Below are 15,611 nucleotides of genomic sequence, written 5' to 3' on the forward strand. Positions count from 1 at the left end.
TCCCCGATAGTTTGCGCGTCTCTCAAGGACGTGAAACGGAACTATGATGGTCGACGTTCTCGCCGCACCGCAACAAGGCAAGGCGGACAGCGCGCTACGCACGCTGACCGGGATTTCGATCGCGCATTGGGTCAGCCATTTCCATCTGCTGGTCCTGCCGATGCTGTTTCCGTTCCTGAAGAGCCAGCTCGGCGTCGGCTATATCGAGCTCGGCTTCGCGCTCACCGTGTCAGCGGTCGTATCGGGCCTGACGCAGGCGCCGACCGGCTATCTCGTCGACCATTTTGGTGCGCGCAGAATCCTGCTGGCCGGACTGACGCTCGGCGGCTTCGCGCTGATCCTGCTCGGCCTGCACCTCAGCTACGCCTCGCTGATTGCCTGCGCGGTGCTGCTGGGCCTTGCCAACAGCGTCTACCATCCCGCTGACTACGCCATCCTGGCCGAGCATATGGACGAGGCGCGGATGGGCCGCGCCTTCTCGATCCATACCTTTGCCGGCTATCTCGGCGGCGCGCTGGCACCGGCGATCGTTGCGGCCCTCATCGCCATCTCTGGCGGGACAGGCGCCATCATCGCTTCGGGCGCAATCGGCGTGCTGGTGGCGCTGCTGCTGGTCGTCATGAACATTCCCGATGCCGGCGCCCACAAGAAAAAGCCGGGCAGCGAGAACGCGCCGAAGCAGGCGGTGATCACGCCGGCGCTGATCACGCTCACCATGCTGTTCATGCTGCTCAGCCTCTCGGTCGCCGGCATCAACAATTTCGGCGTGGTCGCACTGATGAGCGGCTATGGCGCGACCTATTCCATCGCCAACGTCGCGCTGACGGCGTTCCTCGGCGCCAGCGCCGTGGGCGTGCTCGCGGGCGGCTTCCTCGCCGATTACACCGAGCGCCATGGCTATGTCGCAGCCGCCTGCTTTGCGGCGAATGCGGCGATCGTGCTGCTGATCGCGCTGGTGACGCTGCCGGGCTGGGCTTTGACCGTCACGATGGCGACCGCGGGCTTCCTCTCCGGCGTGATCGCGCCGTCGCGGGACATGCTGGTGCGCAACGCCGCGCCTCCCGGCGCAGCGGGGCGCGCCTTCGGGATCGTCTCCACCGGCTTCAATCTCGGCGGCATCGTCTCACCGCTGCTGTTCGGCTGGATCATGGACCAGAGCGCGCCGCACTGGGTGTTCGGGGCGTCGGTGATCTTCATGCTGGCCACGGTGGTGCTGTCGCCGTTCACGGAGCGGAAGCCGCAAGGCAAGGCTTGAGCTACAAATTCAACTGTCGTCCCTGCGAAAGCAGGGACCCATAACCCCAGGGAGAAATTGCGGCGCGAGACTGGTCACCAAGAGTCTTCGCCAAATAGCTCCCTGTGGTTATGGGTCCCGGATCTTCGCTTCGCTCGTCCGGGACGACGAGCCGTTAAAGCCAAAACACAACAAAACAAAACGGGAAGAAACACCATGAGCACCCCTGATCTCGTGATCCGCGGCGGCACTGTCGCGGACGGTCGCGGCGGCGAGCTGTTCGAGGCGGACGTCGCCATCACCGGCGGCAAGATCAGCGAGGTCGGCAAGGTCTCTGCCAAAGGCAACGAGGAGATCGACGCACGCGGGAAACTCGTGACGCCGGGCTTCGTCGACGTGCACACGCATTACGACGGCCAGGTCACCTGGAGCCAGGACATCACGCCGTCGTCGCAGAACGGCGTCACCACCGCGATCATGGGCAATTGCGGCGTCGGCTTCGCGCCGTGCAAGCCCGCCGACCACACCCGCCTGATCCAGCTCATGGAAGGCGTCGAGGACATTCCCGAGCCTGTCCTGAGCGCCGGCATCCCCTGGGCCTGGGAGAGCTTTCCGGATTACATGAACTGGCTGTCCCGGCGCGATTTCGACATCGACGTCGGCGCGCAGCTGCCGCACGCGGCGCTACGCGTCTATGTCATGGGCGAGCGCGGCGCGCGCCGCGATCCCTCCACAGCCGAAGACAACGCGGCGATGGCGAAGCTCGCGGGCGAAGCCGTACGTTCCGGCGCGCTCGGCTTCTCGACCTCGCGCACGCTCAACCATCGCACCTCGACAGGCGATTTCACGCCGACGCTGAAGGCGGGTGAGGACGAACTCACCGCCATTGCCGGCGCGATGCACAGCCAGGGCCGCAGCGTGCTGCAATTCGTGCTGGACTTGTCGACCCTCCACGAAGATCTGCCGATGATGCTGCGGGTGGCGGATGCCACAAAATGCCCGATCTCGTTCTCGATCACGCAGAACGACAAGGCGCCAAACCGCTGGCGCCAGACGCTGGACGAGATCAATGCAGCCGCGAAGCGCGGCCTCTCCATCACCGCGCAGATTGCGGCACGCCCGGTCGGGCTCTTGCTTGGTCTCGAGCTGTCGCGAAACCCGTTCCAGACCCATCCGAGCTACAAGGCGATCGCGCACCTGCCGCTGAAGGAGCGGCTGGCGGCGCTGCATCAGCCGGAGGTGCGCAAAGCCATCTTGAGCGAGACGGCGACCGCGACCGACGACCCGCTGTTCTTCCGGCCCAACTACGACAAGATGTTTTTGCTCGGCGATCCCCCGGATTACGAGCAGCCGCCGGAGAACGCGCTGGGCCCGCAGGCGCGCAAACAGGGCCGCCAGCCGGAGGAGCTCGCCTACGACGCGATGCTGTCGGACGAGGGCCGCGGCATGCTCTACGTACCGTTCCTCAACTATGCCGACGGCAATCTCGACGCGACGCGCGAGATGCTGATCGATCCGCAATCGGTGCCGGGCCTGTCCGACGGCGGCGCCCATTGCGGCATCATCTGCGATGCCAGCTTCCCGACCTATCTGCTGACGCACTGGACGCGCGACCGCAAGCGCGGCGAGAAGCTGACGATCCCCTTCGTGGTCGCCGCACAGTCGCGCAAGACCGCGCTGTCGGTCGGCCTCACCGATCGCGGGCTGATCGCGCCGGGCTACAAGGCGGATGTGAACGTGATCGACTACGACCGCCTGCATCTGCATCCGCCGAAGGTGCATTACGATCTGCCGGTCGGTGGTCGCAGGCTGTTGCAGGACGTCGACGGCTATGAGGCGACGATCGTGTCGGGTGTCGTGACGCGGCGGCAGGGTGAAGCGACGGGACGCCGGCCGGGCAAGCTGATTCGGGGCGCGCAGGGGATGGCGAGCTAGCAGACACTGCGCCTGAGGCGCGAAGCCCGCGCCTCAGTCTCGCTGTCGTCCCTGCGAACGCGGGGACCCATACCCACAGGGAGAGGTGTGGCGCGAACCCACCAACTCCGAGTCTTCGTCCAACCACGGCCTGTGGCTATCGTGACGAGCGCAGGCGCTCGCACGGCGGTCCCGGATCGGCGCTCCGCTTGTCCGGGACGACAGTGTTGGTGGGGTTAGCAGTTCGCCTCTTACGTCGGCGACACCGCGCCCTTCAGAGGAGCGGCCTGCGGAGCGGCACCGCGCGTCAGCCTGGCCTTTTCCGTGTTCGGCCAGAGCAGCAGCAGGCCGATGACACCGGAGCCGACCATGACCACCGCGTTGATGGTGAAGCCGGTCAGGTAGCCGTCGAGCATGGCGCCGGCGCGCTGGATCACGGTGCCCATCACCATCGGCGCGATGATGCCCGAGAGCGTATAGAGCGCACCGTAGATCGCGAGGACCGCGCCGCGCTGCGACGCCGGCGTGAACTCACCGAGCATCGGCGGGCAGACGACATAGATGGCGCCGCACAGGCCGGAGCCGACGACGAGCAGCGCGATCTGGAGACCAGCGCCGGTGACATGCGGCATCATCGCCAGGATCAGGCCGCCGATGATCAGCGGCACCGAGCCGAGCACGCCGCGCGAGATGCGCGTGGTGTAGCCGCGCGCGTTCATGACCTGCGAGATCCAGCCGGTGAGGATGACGACGGTTGCCCCGAACACCCAGGGCAGGATCGAGATGAAGCCGGCCTGACTTTGCGAGAAGCCAAGGCCCTTCACAATGAACGGCGTGAACCAGGTGAGGCCGAGCGACAGCGCCCAATAGGCGCCGAAGGTCGCGATCACGCAGCCGACGAAGGTGCGCGAGGTCAGAAGGTGCAAATAGGGAATTTTCGCTTCGGTCACGGCGAGGACCTGCGTGTCCTCCAGCGGGCCTTCCTTGCCGAAGGTGAGCCAGGCGCAGACCCACATCAGACCGACGACACCGAGCGCGCCGAAGGCATAATGCCAGGAATGATTGACGATGACCCAGTTCAGCGCCGGCACCGCGAGAATGACACCGAAGGCCGAGCCCTGCGACAGGATCGCGGTCGGCAGCGTGCGCTTCTCATCCGGGAACCATTTGTAGATCGCGTGCGCCGCGACCGAGAAGGCCGGGCCTTCGCCGGCGCCCAGCACGATGCGGCAGATCAGGAGCGTGGTGAACGAGACGGTGCCGACCATCGGAAACTGCGCCAGCGCCCAGATCACCGCCAGCGTCAGCAGCACCCAGCGCGTCGGCACCTTGTTGACGATGAAGCCGACCACGATGGCCGAGATCGAGAACAGGAAGAAGAACGAGGAGCCTAGCAGGCCGAACTGCTCGGCGCTGAGCTTCATGTCGGTCATGATCGGCACGCCGGCGAGTCCGACGACGATCTTGTCCGCGAAATTCACGACCATGAAGAGAAAGAGGAGAAAAGTGACGGTCCAGGCGCCCTTCGGCGTTGCCTTGGAATCCCCTGCCGTCTTACCCGCCGCGGACGGCGTTCCCTGAGCGCTCATCATTCTCCCCGTATGTCTTTATTGTCGGCACTTTTTGATTTGGCCGTTTTGGGAGCTAACAACGGCTTCAGGGCCAACGCAACCCCGGCATTTCCACGGCAAGTGTGCTACGCAGCATTGAGTTAATTCCGTCCGGCGCATTGACCTTGCTGAGCATCCGAAACCTCTCAAAGACCTTCTCCTCGGCCGGCGAGCCGGTCCATGTGCTGCGCGGCGTCGACCTTGACCTCAAGGCCGGCGAACGCGTCGCGCTGACAGGCGAATCCGGCAGCGGCAAGAGCACGCTGCTGCACCTGATCGCGGGGCTCGATGCCGCCGACGACGGCTCGATCCGGCTGGAGGACACCGAGGTCACCAAGCTCTCCGATGCGGGGCGCGCGGGGCTGCGGCGCGACCGGATCGGCCTCGTATTCCAGCAGTTCAACCTGATCCCGAGCCTGTCGGTGGCGGACAATCTCGTCTTCCAGGCGCGGATCGCCGGCCGGCATGATGCGGCCTGGACAAAAGAGCTGGTCGAGCGGCTCGGGCTCGACGGCCTGCTCAAGCGTTATCCAGAGCAATTATCAGGCGGCCAGCAGCAGCGGGTCGCGATCGGCCGGGCGCTGGCGACAAAGCCGTCGCTGCTGCTCGCCGACGAGCCGACCGGCAATCTGGATGAAGCGACCGCCGACGGCGTGCTGGCGCTGACGCGCGATCTCGTCAGGCGCACCGGCTGCGGCTTCCTGATGGTGACGCACAGCCTGCATCTGGCCGGCACGCTCGACCGCCACCTCACCTTGCATGCGGGGCGGATCGCATGAGGCGCGCGCTGTGGATCCTCGCGGTGCTCCTGAGCCACTGGCGGCGGCACAAGATGCAGTTCGCGACGCTGCTGATCGGCCTGATCGCGGCAACCGCATTGTGGAGCGGCGTGCAGGCCATCAACCAGCAGGCCCGCAATGCCTATGACCGCGCCGCGGCGACATTTGGCGGCGTGCGGACGGCGACGCTGGTCGCGCCCGACGCGGCGACCTTTTCGCAAGGCCTGTTCGTCAAGCTTCGCCGCGCGGGCTGGCCGGTCTCGCCGGTGCTGGAGGGCCGCGTCCAGGTCAACGGGCGTTCGGTGCGGCTGCTCGGCATCGAGCCGGTGACGATGCCGGCGGACGTCGGCAACGCCCCGCGCCTCGGTGCCTCGGACCTGAGCAGTTTTGTTGCGCCTCCGGGCCAGACGCTGGTGGCGCGCGAAACGCTCGCTGACATGCAGGAACAGGAGGGCGCGGCACCGCCGATCAGCAGCGGCGCGAAACTGCCGCCGCTGCGCGTGCTGCCGCAGCTCGTGCCCGACGTTCTGGTCGTGGACATCGGCGTGGCGCAGCGGCTGCTCAACAAGCCGGATCAGGTGTCGCGGCTGCTGATCGGCAAAGCGAAGGGCAGGCCGGCGCCGCTGGCCAGCATCGTCGGCGGGCAGTTGCAGCGGGTCGAGCCGAATGCGGAGACGGAGCTGGAGCGCCTCACCGATAGCTTCCATCTCAACCTCACGGCCTTCGGCCTGCTGTCGTTCTTCGTCGGCCTCTTCATCGTCAACTCGGCCGTCGGCCTCGCCTTCGAGCAGCGGCTGCCGATGCTGCGGACCTTGCGGGCCTGCGGTGCCTCGGCGCGGCTGGTCAACACGGTGCTGGTGATCGAGCTGGTGGCGCTGGCGCTGGCCGCAGGATTGATCGGGCTCGTCTGCGGCTATTTCATCGCGGCCGCGCTGCTACCCGACGTCGCGGCCTCGCTGCGCGGGCTCTATGGCGCGCAGATCCCCGGGCAGCTCACGCTGCGCTCGGAGTGGTGGCTCGCCGGCATCGGCATCAGCATCGCGGGCGCGCTGGTGGCGGCGGCGACCAGCCTGATCAAGGCCATCAGGATGCCGGTGCTGGCGACCGCGCAACCGCGCGCCTGGCAGCAGCGGCAGCGGCGCTGGCTGATCCTGCAAAGCCTTGCTGCCTGCGCCGTGTTCGCGGTCGCGCTGCTGTTGCTTCACTACGGACAATCGCTGATCGCCGGCTTCGGTGTGCTCGCGGCGCTGATGCTCGGTGCGGCACTGATCCTCCCCGCCTTCCTCGAGATCATCCTGCTCATCGGCCAGCGTTGGTCGCGCGGACCGCTCGCGCTGTGGTTCTGGGCGGACAGCCGGCAACAGCTCTCGGGACTGTCGCTCGCGCTGATGGCGCTGCTGCTCGCGCTCGCCGTCAATGTCGGGGTCTCCACCATGGTGGAAACCTTCAGCCGCACCTTCCTCGGCTGGCTCAACGGGCGGCTTGCAGCCGACGTCTACATCAGCGCCTCCGACAATTCGCAAGGCGTTGCGATCCGCAACTGGCTGAAGGAGCGCAGCGACGTGCAGGCGATCCTGTCGGGCGCGCGCGCCGAGGCGCAGGTCCAGGGCCAGCCGGTGGAATTGCTCGGCCTGCCCGATCACGTGCTCTATCGCGAGCGTTGGCCGCTGCTGGAGACCGCGCCGCGGGCGTGGACCCGGCTCGTGCCGGGCAATGCCGCCTTCATCAGCGAGCAGTTGAGCCGCCGCCTCAATGTCCGCGTCGGCGATGTCATCGAGGTGCCGGCGCCCGGCGGGACCTGGGAGCTCGATATCGTCGGCATCTATGCCGATTACGGCAATCCCAAGGGGCAGCTCGCGGTGAACGTCGCGGCGCTGATCCGGCACTTTCCGCAGACGCCGCAGACACGGATCGGGCTGATCGTCGCGAAGCAGGATATCCCAGGCTTGATCGCGGCCTTGCAGAAGCAGTTTGCGCTCGATGATCGCAGCGTTGCCGACCAGGCGACGGTGAAGGCGGAATCGATCCGCATCTTCAACCGCACCTTCGCGGTGACATCGGCGCTGAATGCGTTCACGCTCGGCGTCGCCGGCATCGCGCTTCTGACCAGTCTCCTGACGCTGGCGAATTCCCGCCTGCCGCAGCTTGCGCCGCTGTGGGCGATCGGCCTCACGCGCCCGCGCCTTGCCGCGATCGAATTGACCAAGACGCTCTCCGTTGCGCTGTTCACGTCCCTGCTGGCCGTGCCGCTTGGCCTGTTGGTAGCGTGGTGCCTGATCGCCATCGTCAACGTGAAGGCGTTCGGCTGGCGGCTGCCGTTCCACGTCTTTCCGCTGCAACTGGTGGAGCTGGTTGCGGTGGCGCTGATCGCGTCGCTGCTTGCCGCATTGCTGCCGATGGCGCGGCTGGCGCGGATGCAGCCGGCGAGCCTCGTCAAGGTGTTTGCCAATGAGCGCTGAGACGATATCGCGGCGCGTGTTCGCCGGCGGCATCGCCGCACTAGCGCTTGCACGCCGCGCCGGCGCACAAGGCTATGCCGGGCTCGGCGAGACCGCCGACGGTTTTGCGAAGGTCACACCGGGGAAGACGTTCAGCTTCCCCGCCGATCACGGGCAGCATCCGGAGTTTCGCATCGAATGGTGGTATCTCACGGCGAATCTCACCGACAGCAGCGGCGCGGCTTGCGGGCTGCAATGGACACTGTTCCGCCAGGCGGCGCGGCCGGGCCCGCAAGGCGAAGGCTGGGCCAATCAGCAGATCTGGATGGCGCATGCGGCGGTGACGCGCACCGATACACACCGCTTCAACGAGGTGTTTTCGCGCGGCGGGATCGGGCAGGCCGGCGTCACGGCAAAGCCGTTCGCGGCCTGGATCGACGATTGGGAGATGAAGGGTTTTGAACACACCGACGATCGCTCCCTGGCGCCACTGACGCTGAAGGCCTCCGGGACAGACTTCAGCTACGCGCTGACGCTGGAGGCCGACCGTCCGGTGGTGTTACAGGGCGATGGCGGCTACAGCCGCAAGTCCGAGCGCGGACAAGCGTCCTACTATTACAGCCAGCCATTCTATCGCGCGCGCGGCAACCTCACGATCGACGGCAAATCCGTCGATGTCTCCGGCCAGGCCTGGATGGACCGCGAGTGGAGCAGCCAGCCGCTCGATGCCGACCAGACCGGCTGGGATTGGCTGTCGCTGCATCTTTCATCCGGCGACAAGCTGATGCTGTACCGGCTGCGGCAGAAGGACGGCAAGGAGTATCCGTTCGGCAACTGGATCAGCGCCGCGGGCGACACGCAGATGATCGCGGGTGGCGATATCCAGATGGTTCCGAAGGCGACCGCCGAGATCGCGGGACGCAAGCTGCCGTTGGAATGGCAGATCGCGATCCCCTCACGATCGTTCTCGATTGCCTGCAAGCCGCTCAATCCAAAGGCCTGGATGGGGACCGGCTTCTCCTATTGGGAAGGGCCGATCAGCTTTGCCGGCACGCATGACGGCGTTGGCTATCTCGAGCTGACCGGCTATTGAAGCCCGACCTGCGTAGATTCTGGTTTTGACGCGTTTTGCTTGCGCGAACCGGCGTCCACTTCGCTCGAAAACGCTTGAGGGAAATCAGCAATGTATCATCTCACCGCCCTCGTCACGCTGCTGGCGATCGCATTTTATTTCTTCACCAGCATCAACGTCTCGCGGGCGCGGACGAGCACCGGCATCAAGGTTCCGGCAACGTCGGGCCATCCGGATTTCGAGCGTGCCTTTCGCATCCAGATGAACACGCTGGAATGGATGCCGATCTTCCTGCCGTCGCTCTGGCTGTTCGCAGTCTATATCGGCGACGCCATCGCGGCCGGGATCGGCGCGGTCTGGATCATCGGCCGCATCGTCTATTTCATCGGCTATTCGAAAGCGGCGGCCAAGCGCGGCCCCGGCTTCGCGATCCAGGTCCTCGCCGCGTTCGCGCTGTGGGTCGGCGCGCTGGGGGCTGTGGTGCTGCGGATGGTGTAAAGGGAAGAATTGTAAGCCGTCATTCCGGGGCGGCGCGCCAGCGCCGAACCCGGAATCTCGAGATTCTCAGGTGCGCAATTGCGCACCATAGTTCGATGCTTCGCATCGCCCCGGAATGACGCTACGCGTCACTTCGTCAGCGGGCAGCCGCTGTCCTTGGCGGCGAAGAACGCCTTCTCGCCGGGGACGGTGGCGAGCAGCTTGTAATAGTCCCACGGCTTCTTCGATTCCGACGGCTTCTTGACCTCGAACAGATACATGTCGTGGACCATGCGGCCGTTCTCCAGCACCTTGCCGCCCTGCGCAAAATCGTCGTCGACCGGAAGCTCCTTCAGCTTCTTGGCGACTGCGTCCGGATCCTTGGTGCCGGCGGCCTTGACCGCCTTGAGATAGCTGATCGTCGCCGAATAGGTGCCGGCCTGGATCATGTTCGGCATCCGGTTGGTGCGCTTGAAGAAGCGTTCGCCGAAATGGCGGGTGCGGTCGTTGAGATCCCAGTAATAGCCCTCGGTCAGCACCAGGCCTTGCGCGGCCTGAAGGCCGAGGCCGTTCACCTCCGCGAGCGTCATCAGGAGGCCGGCGAGCTTCTGGCCGCCCGAGACGATGCCGAACTCGGCCGCCTGCTTGATCGAATTGGTGGTGTCGAGGCCGGCATTGGCGAGGCCGACGATCTTCGCCTTCGAGCTCTGCGCCTGGAGCAGGAAGGAGGAGAAGTCAGAGGAGTTGAGCGGCACGCGCACCGAGCCGACCACCTTGCCGCCATTGGCGGTGACGATCTCGCTGGTGTCCTTTTCCAGCGCGTAGCCGAAGGCGTAATCGGCAGTGAGGAAGAACCAGGTATCGCCGCCGGCCTTGGTCAACGCACCGCCGGTGCCGACGCCGAGCGCGCGGGTGTCGTAAGCCCAGTGGAAGCCGTAGGGCTGGCAGGCATCGCCGGTGAGGCGCGAGGTCGCGGCGCCGACGACGATGTCGATCTTCTTCTTTTCCTTGGAGAGCTCGTGGATCGCGAGCGCGACCGAGGAGGTCGTCAGCTCGGTGATCATGTCGACATTCTCGACGTCGTACCAGCGCCGCGCGATCGAGGCGGCGAGATCCGGCTTGTTCTGGTGATCGGCCGTGACCATCTCGATCTTCTGGCCCAGCACTTCGCCGCCGAAATCCTCGATCGCCATCTTGGCGGCTTCGACCGAGTATTTTCCGCCGTAATCGGCATAGACGCCGGACTGGTCGTTGAGGATGCCGATCTTGACGCCCTGCGCGAAGGCCGGCGCAGCCAGCAACAGGGCAGACGTTGCGACAGCGGCCAAAAGTGCTGATTTCATGTGTTAGCTCCCAGCAGTATTCTGTTTTGAAATCGCGCGGATACTAGTGAAGAACACCGGCGATGCCCATCCATTTCGGCGTAGGCCGTTAGTATGGGCGGGAGGCATGGGAAGCTTTGCACCCAACAACCGGTGTCGTCCCGGACAAACGAAGCGAAGCGGAGTGCAGATCCGGGACCCATAACCACAGGGAGAGGTTTGGCGAAGACTCGTGGTTGCCCCTTTGCCCCACACACCCCCCTGGGGTTATGGGTCCCCGCTTTCGCGGGGACAACACTGTGATTGAGGACGCACCGGTGGCCGCCTGACCGTCAGGCCACCGCCTCCGGCTTCTTGTCGCGCCGCCCTTCCGCCAGGTTCCGCACCACCACATAGAAGATCGGGGTGAACAGCAGCCCGAACAGGGTGACGCCGATCATGCCGAAGAACACGGCAACACCGACCGCCTGCCGCATCTCCGAGCCGGAGCCGCTCGAGATCACCAGCGGCAGCACGCCGAGGATGAAGGCGAAGGAGGTCATCAGGATCGGCCGCAGTCGCAGGCGGCAGGCGTCGATCACCGCCTCCAGCCGCGGCTTGCCCTCGTTCTCGATGTCGCGCGCGAATTCGACGATCAGGATCGCGTTCTTTGCCGCCAGCCCCACCAGCACGACGAAGCCGATTTGGGTGAGGATGTTGACGTCCTGGCCCATGATGCGCACGCCGATGGTGGCAGCGAGCAGGCACATCGGCACGATCAGGATCACCGCGAACGGCAGGGTCCAGCTGCCATACTGCGCAGCGAGCACGAGATAGACGAACAGCACGCAGATCGGGAACACGTAGAGACCGGCATTGCCGCCGGTGACCTGCTGATAGGACAGGTCGGTCCATTCGAAGGTGAAGCCGCTCGGCAGAGTGTCGTCCGCGAGCTTCTTGATCGTGTTGAGCGCGGTGGTCGAGCTGGTGCCCGGCGCCGGCTCGCCCTGCAATTCGGACGCCGCATAGAGATTGTAGCGCGCGACGCGGTCGGGGCCAGAGACATCCTTGAACTCGACCACGCTGCCCAGCATCACCATGTCGCCGGAGGCGTTGCGCGTGCGCAGGCGTGAGAGGTCGCTTGGCTCCTTGCGGAACGGGAAGTCCGCTTGCGCGGTGACGTGATAGGTGCGGCCGAACAGGTTGAAGTCGTTGACATAGGTCGATCCGAAATAGGTCTGGATCGTGTCGTTGATGCTGGCGATGGGTACGCCGAGTTTTTGCGCCTTGGTGCGATCGATGTCGACGAAGAGCTGCGGCGTGTTGGCCGAGAACGGCGAGAACACCGTGGGACCGAGCAGCGAAGGCGATTTGCGCGCCGCTGCGACAAGCTCGTCGGTGGCTGCGGCGAGCAGCTCCGGCCCGCGGCCCTGGCGGTCCTGGATGCGGATGGTGAAGCCGCCGCCGGTGCCGATGCCGGGCACGGCTGGCGGCGGAATGACGATGATGAACGCGCCCTGGAGCACGGAGAGCCGCTTGCGCAGCTCGGCCGTGATGGCGTTCGCCGTCAGCCCCTTCTTCAGGCGCACCTCGGGTTCATCGAACACCGGAAACAGTGCGGCCGCGTTGCCGGCCTGCGTCCGCGTCGCGCCGGAGAAGCCCGCGAAAGCGGCAACACGGACGATGCCCGGCGTATCCAGCGAGATCCGCTCGATCTCGCGGACGATCTCCGTGGTCCGCGCCAGCGACGCCGCGCCCGGCAATTGCACGGAGATGATGACGTAGCCGCGGTCCTGCGCCGGAATAAAGCCTTGCGACGTGGTCCCGATCAGCCAGCCGGCACTGCCGATCAGCACAATATAGATCAGGATCATCACCACCGAATGCCGGATCACGAAATTGGCGAGGCCGGCATAGCCATGCGCGAGCCGGTCGAACACGCGATTGAACACGCCAGTGAAAGCGTTCCAACCGCGCGCAATGACGTTCCAGGCAGCCGGCGGTCGTTTCTCCTCGTGCGGTGTGAGGATCAGCGAGGCCAGCGCCGGCGACAGCGTCAGCGAGCAGAAGCAGGAGATCGCGGTCGCCACCGCAATGGTGACGGCAAATTGCTGGAAGAACTGCCCGGAGATGCCGCCGAGGAATGCGGTGGGGACGAACACCGCGCACAGCACCAGCGCGATCGAGACCAGGGCGCCGCCGACCTCCTCCATGGTTTTCAGCGCCGCGTCGCGCCGACTCATGCCGTGCTCGAGATGCCGCTCGACATTCTCGACCACCACGATGGCGTCGTCGACCACGATGCCGACCGCGAGCACGAGGCCGAACAGCGTGAGATTGTTGATGGAGAAGCCGAGCGCCGCCATCACCGCGAAGGTGCCGACCAGCGAAACCGGGATCGCGATGATCGGAATGATCGCGGGTCGCCAGCCCTGGAGGAACACCAACACCACGATGACCACGAGCAGCATGGCCTCATAGATGGTCTTGATCAGCTCGTGGACGGACTGCGCGATGAACTCGGTCGGGTTGTAGCCGATGTTGTAGTCGAGGCCCTTGGGAAAGACCTCCTTGAGCTTCACCATCGTGTCGGAGATGTTCTTTGCCGTCGCGAGCGCGTTCGATCCCGGCCGCTGGGTCACCAGCATGGCCACCGCCGATTTGCGCAACAGGAAGCTGTTGGTGCTGTAGGCGAGCGCCCCGAGCTCGATGCGGGCGACGTCGCGCAGGCGCACGGTGCGGCCGTCGGAGCCGGCCTTGATCAGGATGTCCTCGAACTGCTTCTGGTCCTTCAACCGGCCGGTAAAGGTGAGGTTCGGCTGGAAGGCGCGGTCGGCGATCGGCGGTTCGGCGATCTGGCCGCCCGCGATCTGCACGTTCTGCGCACGGATCGCGGCCAGGACTTCGGTCGAGGTCAGGCCGAGATTGGCGATTCGATCCGGGTCGAGCCAGAGCCGCATCGAATAGTCGCGCGCGCCGAAGATCTGGATGTCGCCGACGCCGTCGATCCGGAGCAGCTGGTCGCGGACCTGGAGCAACGCGTAGTTGGAGATGTAGAGCTGGTCGAAGGTGTCGTCGGGCGACAGCATGAACACGACCATCAGGATGTCGGGCGAGTTCTTGCGTGTGGTGACGCCGTTGCGCTGAACCTCTTCAGGCAGACGCGGCTGCGCGATCGCGACGCGGTTCTGCACCAGCACCTGGGCCTTGTCGAGATCGGTGCCGAGCTTGAAGGTGACGGTGATGGTGAGCTGGCCGTTCGAGGTCGCCTGGCTGTAGAGATACAGCATGTCCTCGACGCCGTTGATCTCCTGCTCGATGGGAGCTGCGACCGTGTCGGACACGGTTTGCGCGGAGGCGCCGGGATATTGCGTGGTGACCACGACGGTCGGCGGCACCACTTGCGGATATTCGGAGACGGGCAGCGTCGTATAGGCGAGCGCGCCGACGATCAGCAGCACGATCGACAGCACCATCGCCAGGATGGGCTGGTTGATGGAGAGACGGCCAAGGTTCATGACTTGTCACCGGGCTTGCCACCGGCCGGCGCGGGTGCGGGAGACGGGGCGACCTTGGCGCCGACGCGGGCGCGCTGGATGCCGTTGACGATGACGCGGTCCTCCGCCTTCAGCCCCTCGCGAATCACGCGCAGGCCGTCGTCGAGCGGACCCAGCACCACGGGGCGCGCCTCGACGGTGTCGTCCGGCTTCACGACGAACACGATCTTACGGGACTGGTCGGTCGCGACCGCGACGTCGGGAATCAGCAGCGCCTCGTAGGGCGCGCTGCCGATCAGGCGGACGCGGCCGAACTGGCCCGGCAGGATCGAGAGATCGGTGTTCTTGATCACGGCGCGGCTGCGCAGCGTGCCGGTGGAGACATCGAGGCGGTTGTCGAGGAAGTTGATGGTGCCCTCATGCGACGGCTTGGTCTCGCCGGCGAGCGTCACCTGCACCGGATTCGCGGTGTCGCGCGAGCTCGGGCGGCGGCCTTCGAACCACAGCTTGCTGTATTTGATGAAGGTCGCCTCATCCATGTCGAAATAGACGTAGATCGGGTCGAGCGTCACGATCGAGGTCAGTAGCGTCGAAGCGCCGTTGTCGCTGCCCTGCACGAGATTGCCGGGGCTGACGAGATGGCGGCTGACCCGGCCGGTGATCGGTGCGGTCACATGCGTGAACTCGATGTTGAGCCGGGCGGCCTTCAGCGCACCTGAGGCCTGCGTCTCCGCGGCGTGCGCAGCCTGCAAGGCCTGGCGGCGCTGGTCGACGGCCTGCTCGGAGACCGCGCTGGTCTGGACCAGGTTCAGGCCACGGTCGAGCTCGCGCTTGGCAAGCTCCACCTTGGCACGCGCGTCGGACAACTGGCCGTCGGCCTGCTCGGCGACTGCCTCGAACGGGCGCGGGTCGATGACGTAGAGCAGGTCGCCCTGACGCACGATCGCGCCGTCCTGGAATTCGACGGAGTTGACGAAGCCGCCGACACGGGGGCGCACCTGCACCTCCTCGACCGCCTCGAAGCGGCCGGTGAACTCGTCCCAATCGGTGACGGTGCGCTTGACCGGCTGGGCGACGGTAACCGGCGCAGGCGGCGGAGCGCCCGCCTGCGAGGCGGGCCTGTCGCAACCGGTAAGAGCTATTGCCGCGGCGAGGAGACCGGCAATTGCGAAAGGTCGCGATCGAACGAAATCGTGCTTTTTGACAAGTGGCTCGCTTCCGTCCAGTCCAGTCATCCCAGGTCCTCGCATCAAAGCCGCGGAAAAAGCAGGGTACGCGTCGCCCCGCGG

General features: G+C 65.7%; 10 protein-coding genes. 6 read left to right on the top strand and 4 right to left on the bottom strand.

What is annotated here, in order from left to right:
* Nucleotides 1–46: 46 nt before the first annotated feature.
* Both NLM15_RS42605 and NLM15_RS42610 read left to right on the top strand, forming a co-directional pair.
* Nucleotides 47–1,255: an MFS transporter gene (locus tag NLM15_RS42605; RefSeq protein WP_254124728.1), complete on the top strand. Its 1,209-nt coding sequence runs from the start codon at nt 47–49 to the stop codon at nt 1,253–1,255.
* Nucleotides 1,256–1,450: 195 nt separating this feature from the next.
* Entirely contained in the window at nt 1,451–3,169 is a 1,719-nt protein-coding gene (locus tag NLM15_RS42610; RefSeq protein WP_254123961.1) for an amidohydrolase family protein, read from the top strand.
* A gap of 230 nt (nt 3,170–3,399) precedes the next feature.
* Here NLM15_RS42610 and NLM15_RS42615 read toward each other — a convergent pair whose 3' ends face one another.
* A complete protein-coding gene (locus tag NLM15_RS42615) occupies nt 3,400–4,737 on the bottom strand; it encodes an MFS transporter (RefSeq protein WP_254123962.1) in 1,338 nt (445 codons plus the stop codon).
* A 146-nt stretch (nt 4,738–4,883) separates the two neighbouring features.
* On the opposite strand from NLM15_RS42615, the gene NLM15_RS42620 reads away from it, so the two are divergent.
* The 4 genes from NLM15_RS42620 (at nt 4,884) to NLM15_RS42635 (ending at nt 9,545) form a co-directional block, all read left to right on the top strand.
* The gene (locus NLM15_RS42620; protein WP_254123963.1) at nt 4,884–5,537 is read left to right on the top strand and encodes an ABC transporter ATP-binding protein; all 654 of its coding nucleotides are present in this window, start codon (nt 4,884–4,886) and stop codon (nt 5,535–5,537) included.
* Entirely contained in the window at nt 5,534–7,996 is a 2,463-nt protein-coding gene (locus NLM15_RS42625; protein ID WP_254123964.1) for an ABC transporter permease, read from the top strand. The genes NLM15_RS42620 and NLM15_RS42625 overlap by 4 nt, the downstream gene beginning before the upstream one ends.
* A complete protein-coding gene (locus tag NLM15_RS42630; RefSeq protein ID WP_254123965.1) occupies nt 7,986–9,068 on the top strand; it encodes a lipocalin-like domain-containing protein in 1,083 nt (360 codons plus the stop codon). Before NLM15_RS42625 ends, NLM15_RS42630 begins: the two co-directional genes overlap by 11 nt.
* 90 nt (nt 9,069–9,158) lie before the next feature.
* The gene (locus NLM15_RS42635; protein ID WP_254123966.1) at nt 9,159–9,545 is read left to right on the top strand and encodes an MAPEG family protein; all 387 of its coding nucleotides are present in this window, start codon (nt 9,159–9,161) and stop codon (nt 9,543–9,545) included.
* Nucleotides 9,546–9,673: 128 nt separating this feature from the next.
* On the opposite strand, the gene NLM15_RS42640 is transcribed toward NLM15_RS42635, so the two are convergent.
* From NLM15_RS42640 to NLM15_RS42650, 3 genes are all read right to left on the bottom strand, one after another.
* Nucleotides 9,674–10,867, bottom strand: coding sequence for an ABC transporter substrate-binding protein (locus NLM15_RS42640; protein WP_254123967.1), 1,194 nt, complete (start codon nt 10,865–10,867; stop codon nt 9,674–9,676).
* Nucleotides 10,868–11,178: 311 nt separating this feature from the next.
* Nucleotides 11,179–14,343: an efflux RND transporter permease subunit gene (locus tag NLM15_RS42645; protein ID WP_254123968.1), complete on the bottom strand. Its 3,165-nt coding sequence runs from the start codon at nt 14,341–14,343 to the stop codon at nt 11,179–11,181.
* Complete coding sequence (locus NLM15_RS42650; RefSeq protein ID WP_254123969.1) at nt 14,340–15,557, bottom strand: efflux RND transporter periplasmic adaptor subunit; 1,218 nt, start codon at nt 15,555–15,557, stop codon at nt 14,340–14,342. Before NLM15_RS42650 ends, NLM15_RS42645 begins: the two co-directional genes overlap by 4 nt.
* Between the last annotated feature and the right edge of the window lie 54 nt (nt 15,558–15,611).

Source organism: Bradyrhizobium sp. CCGB20 (genome assembly GCF_024199855.1).
In the GTDB taxonomy this organism is placed as follows: domain Bacteria; phylum Pseudomonadota; class Alphaproteobacteria; order Rhizobiales; family Xanthobacteraceae; genus Bradyrhizobium.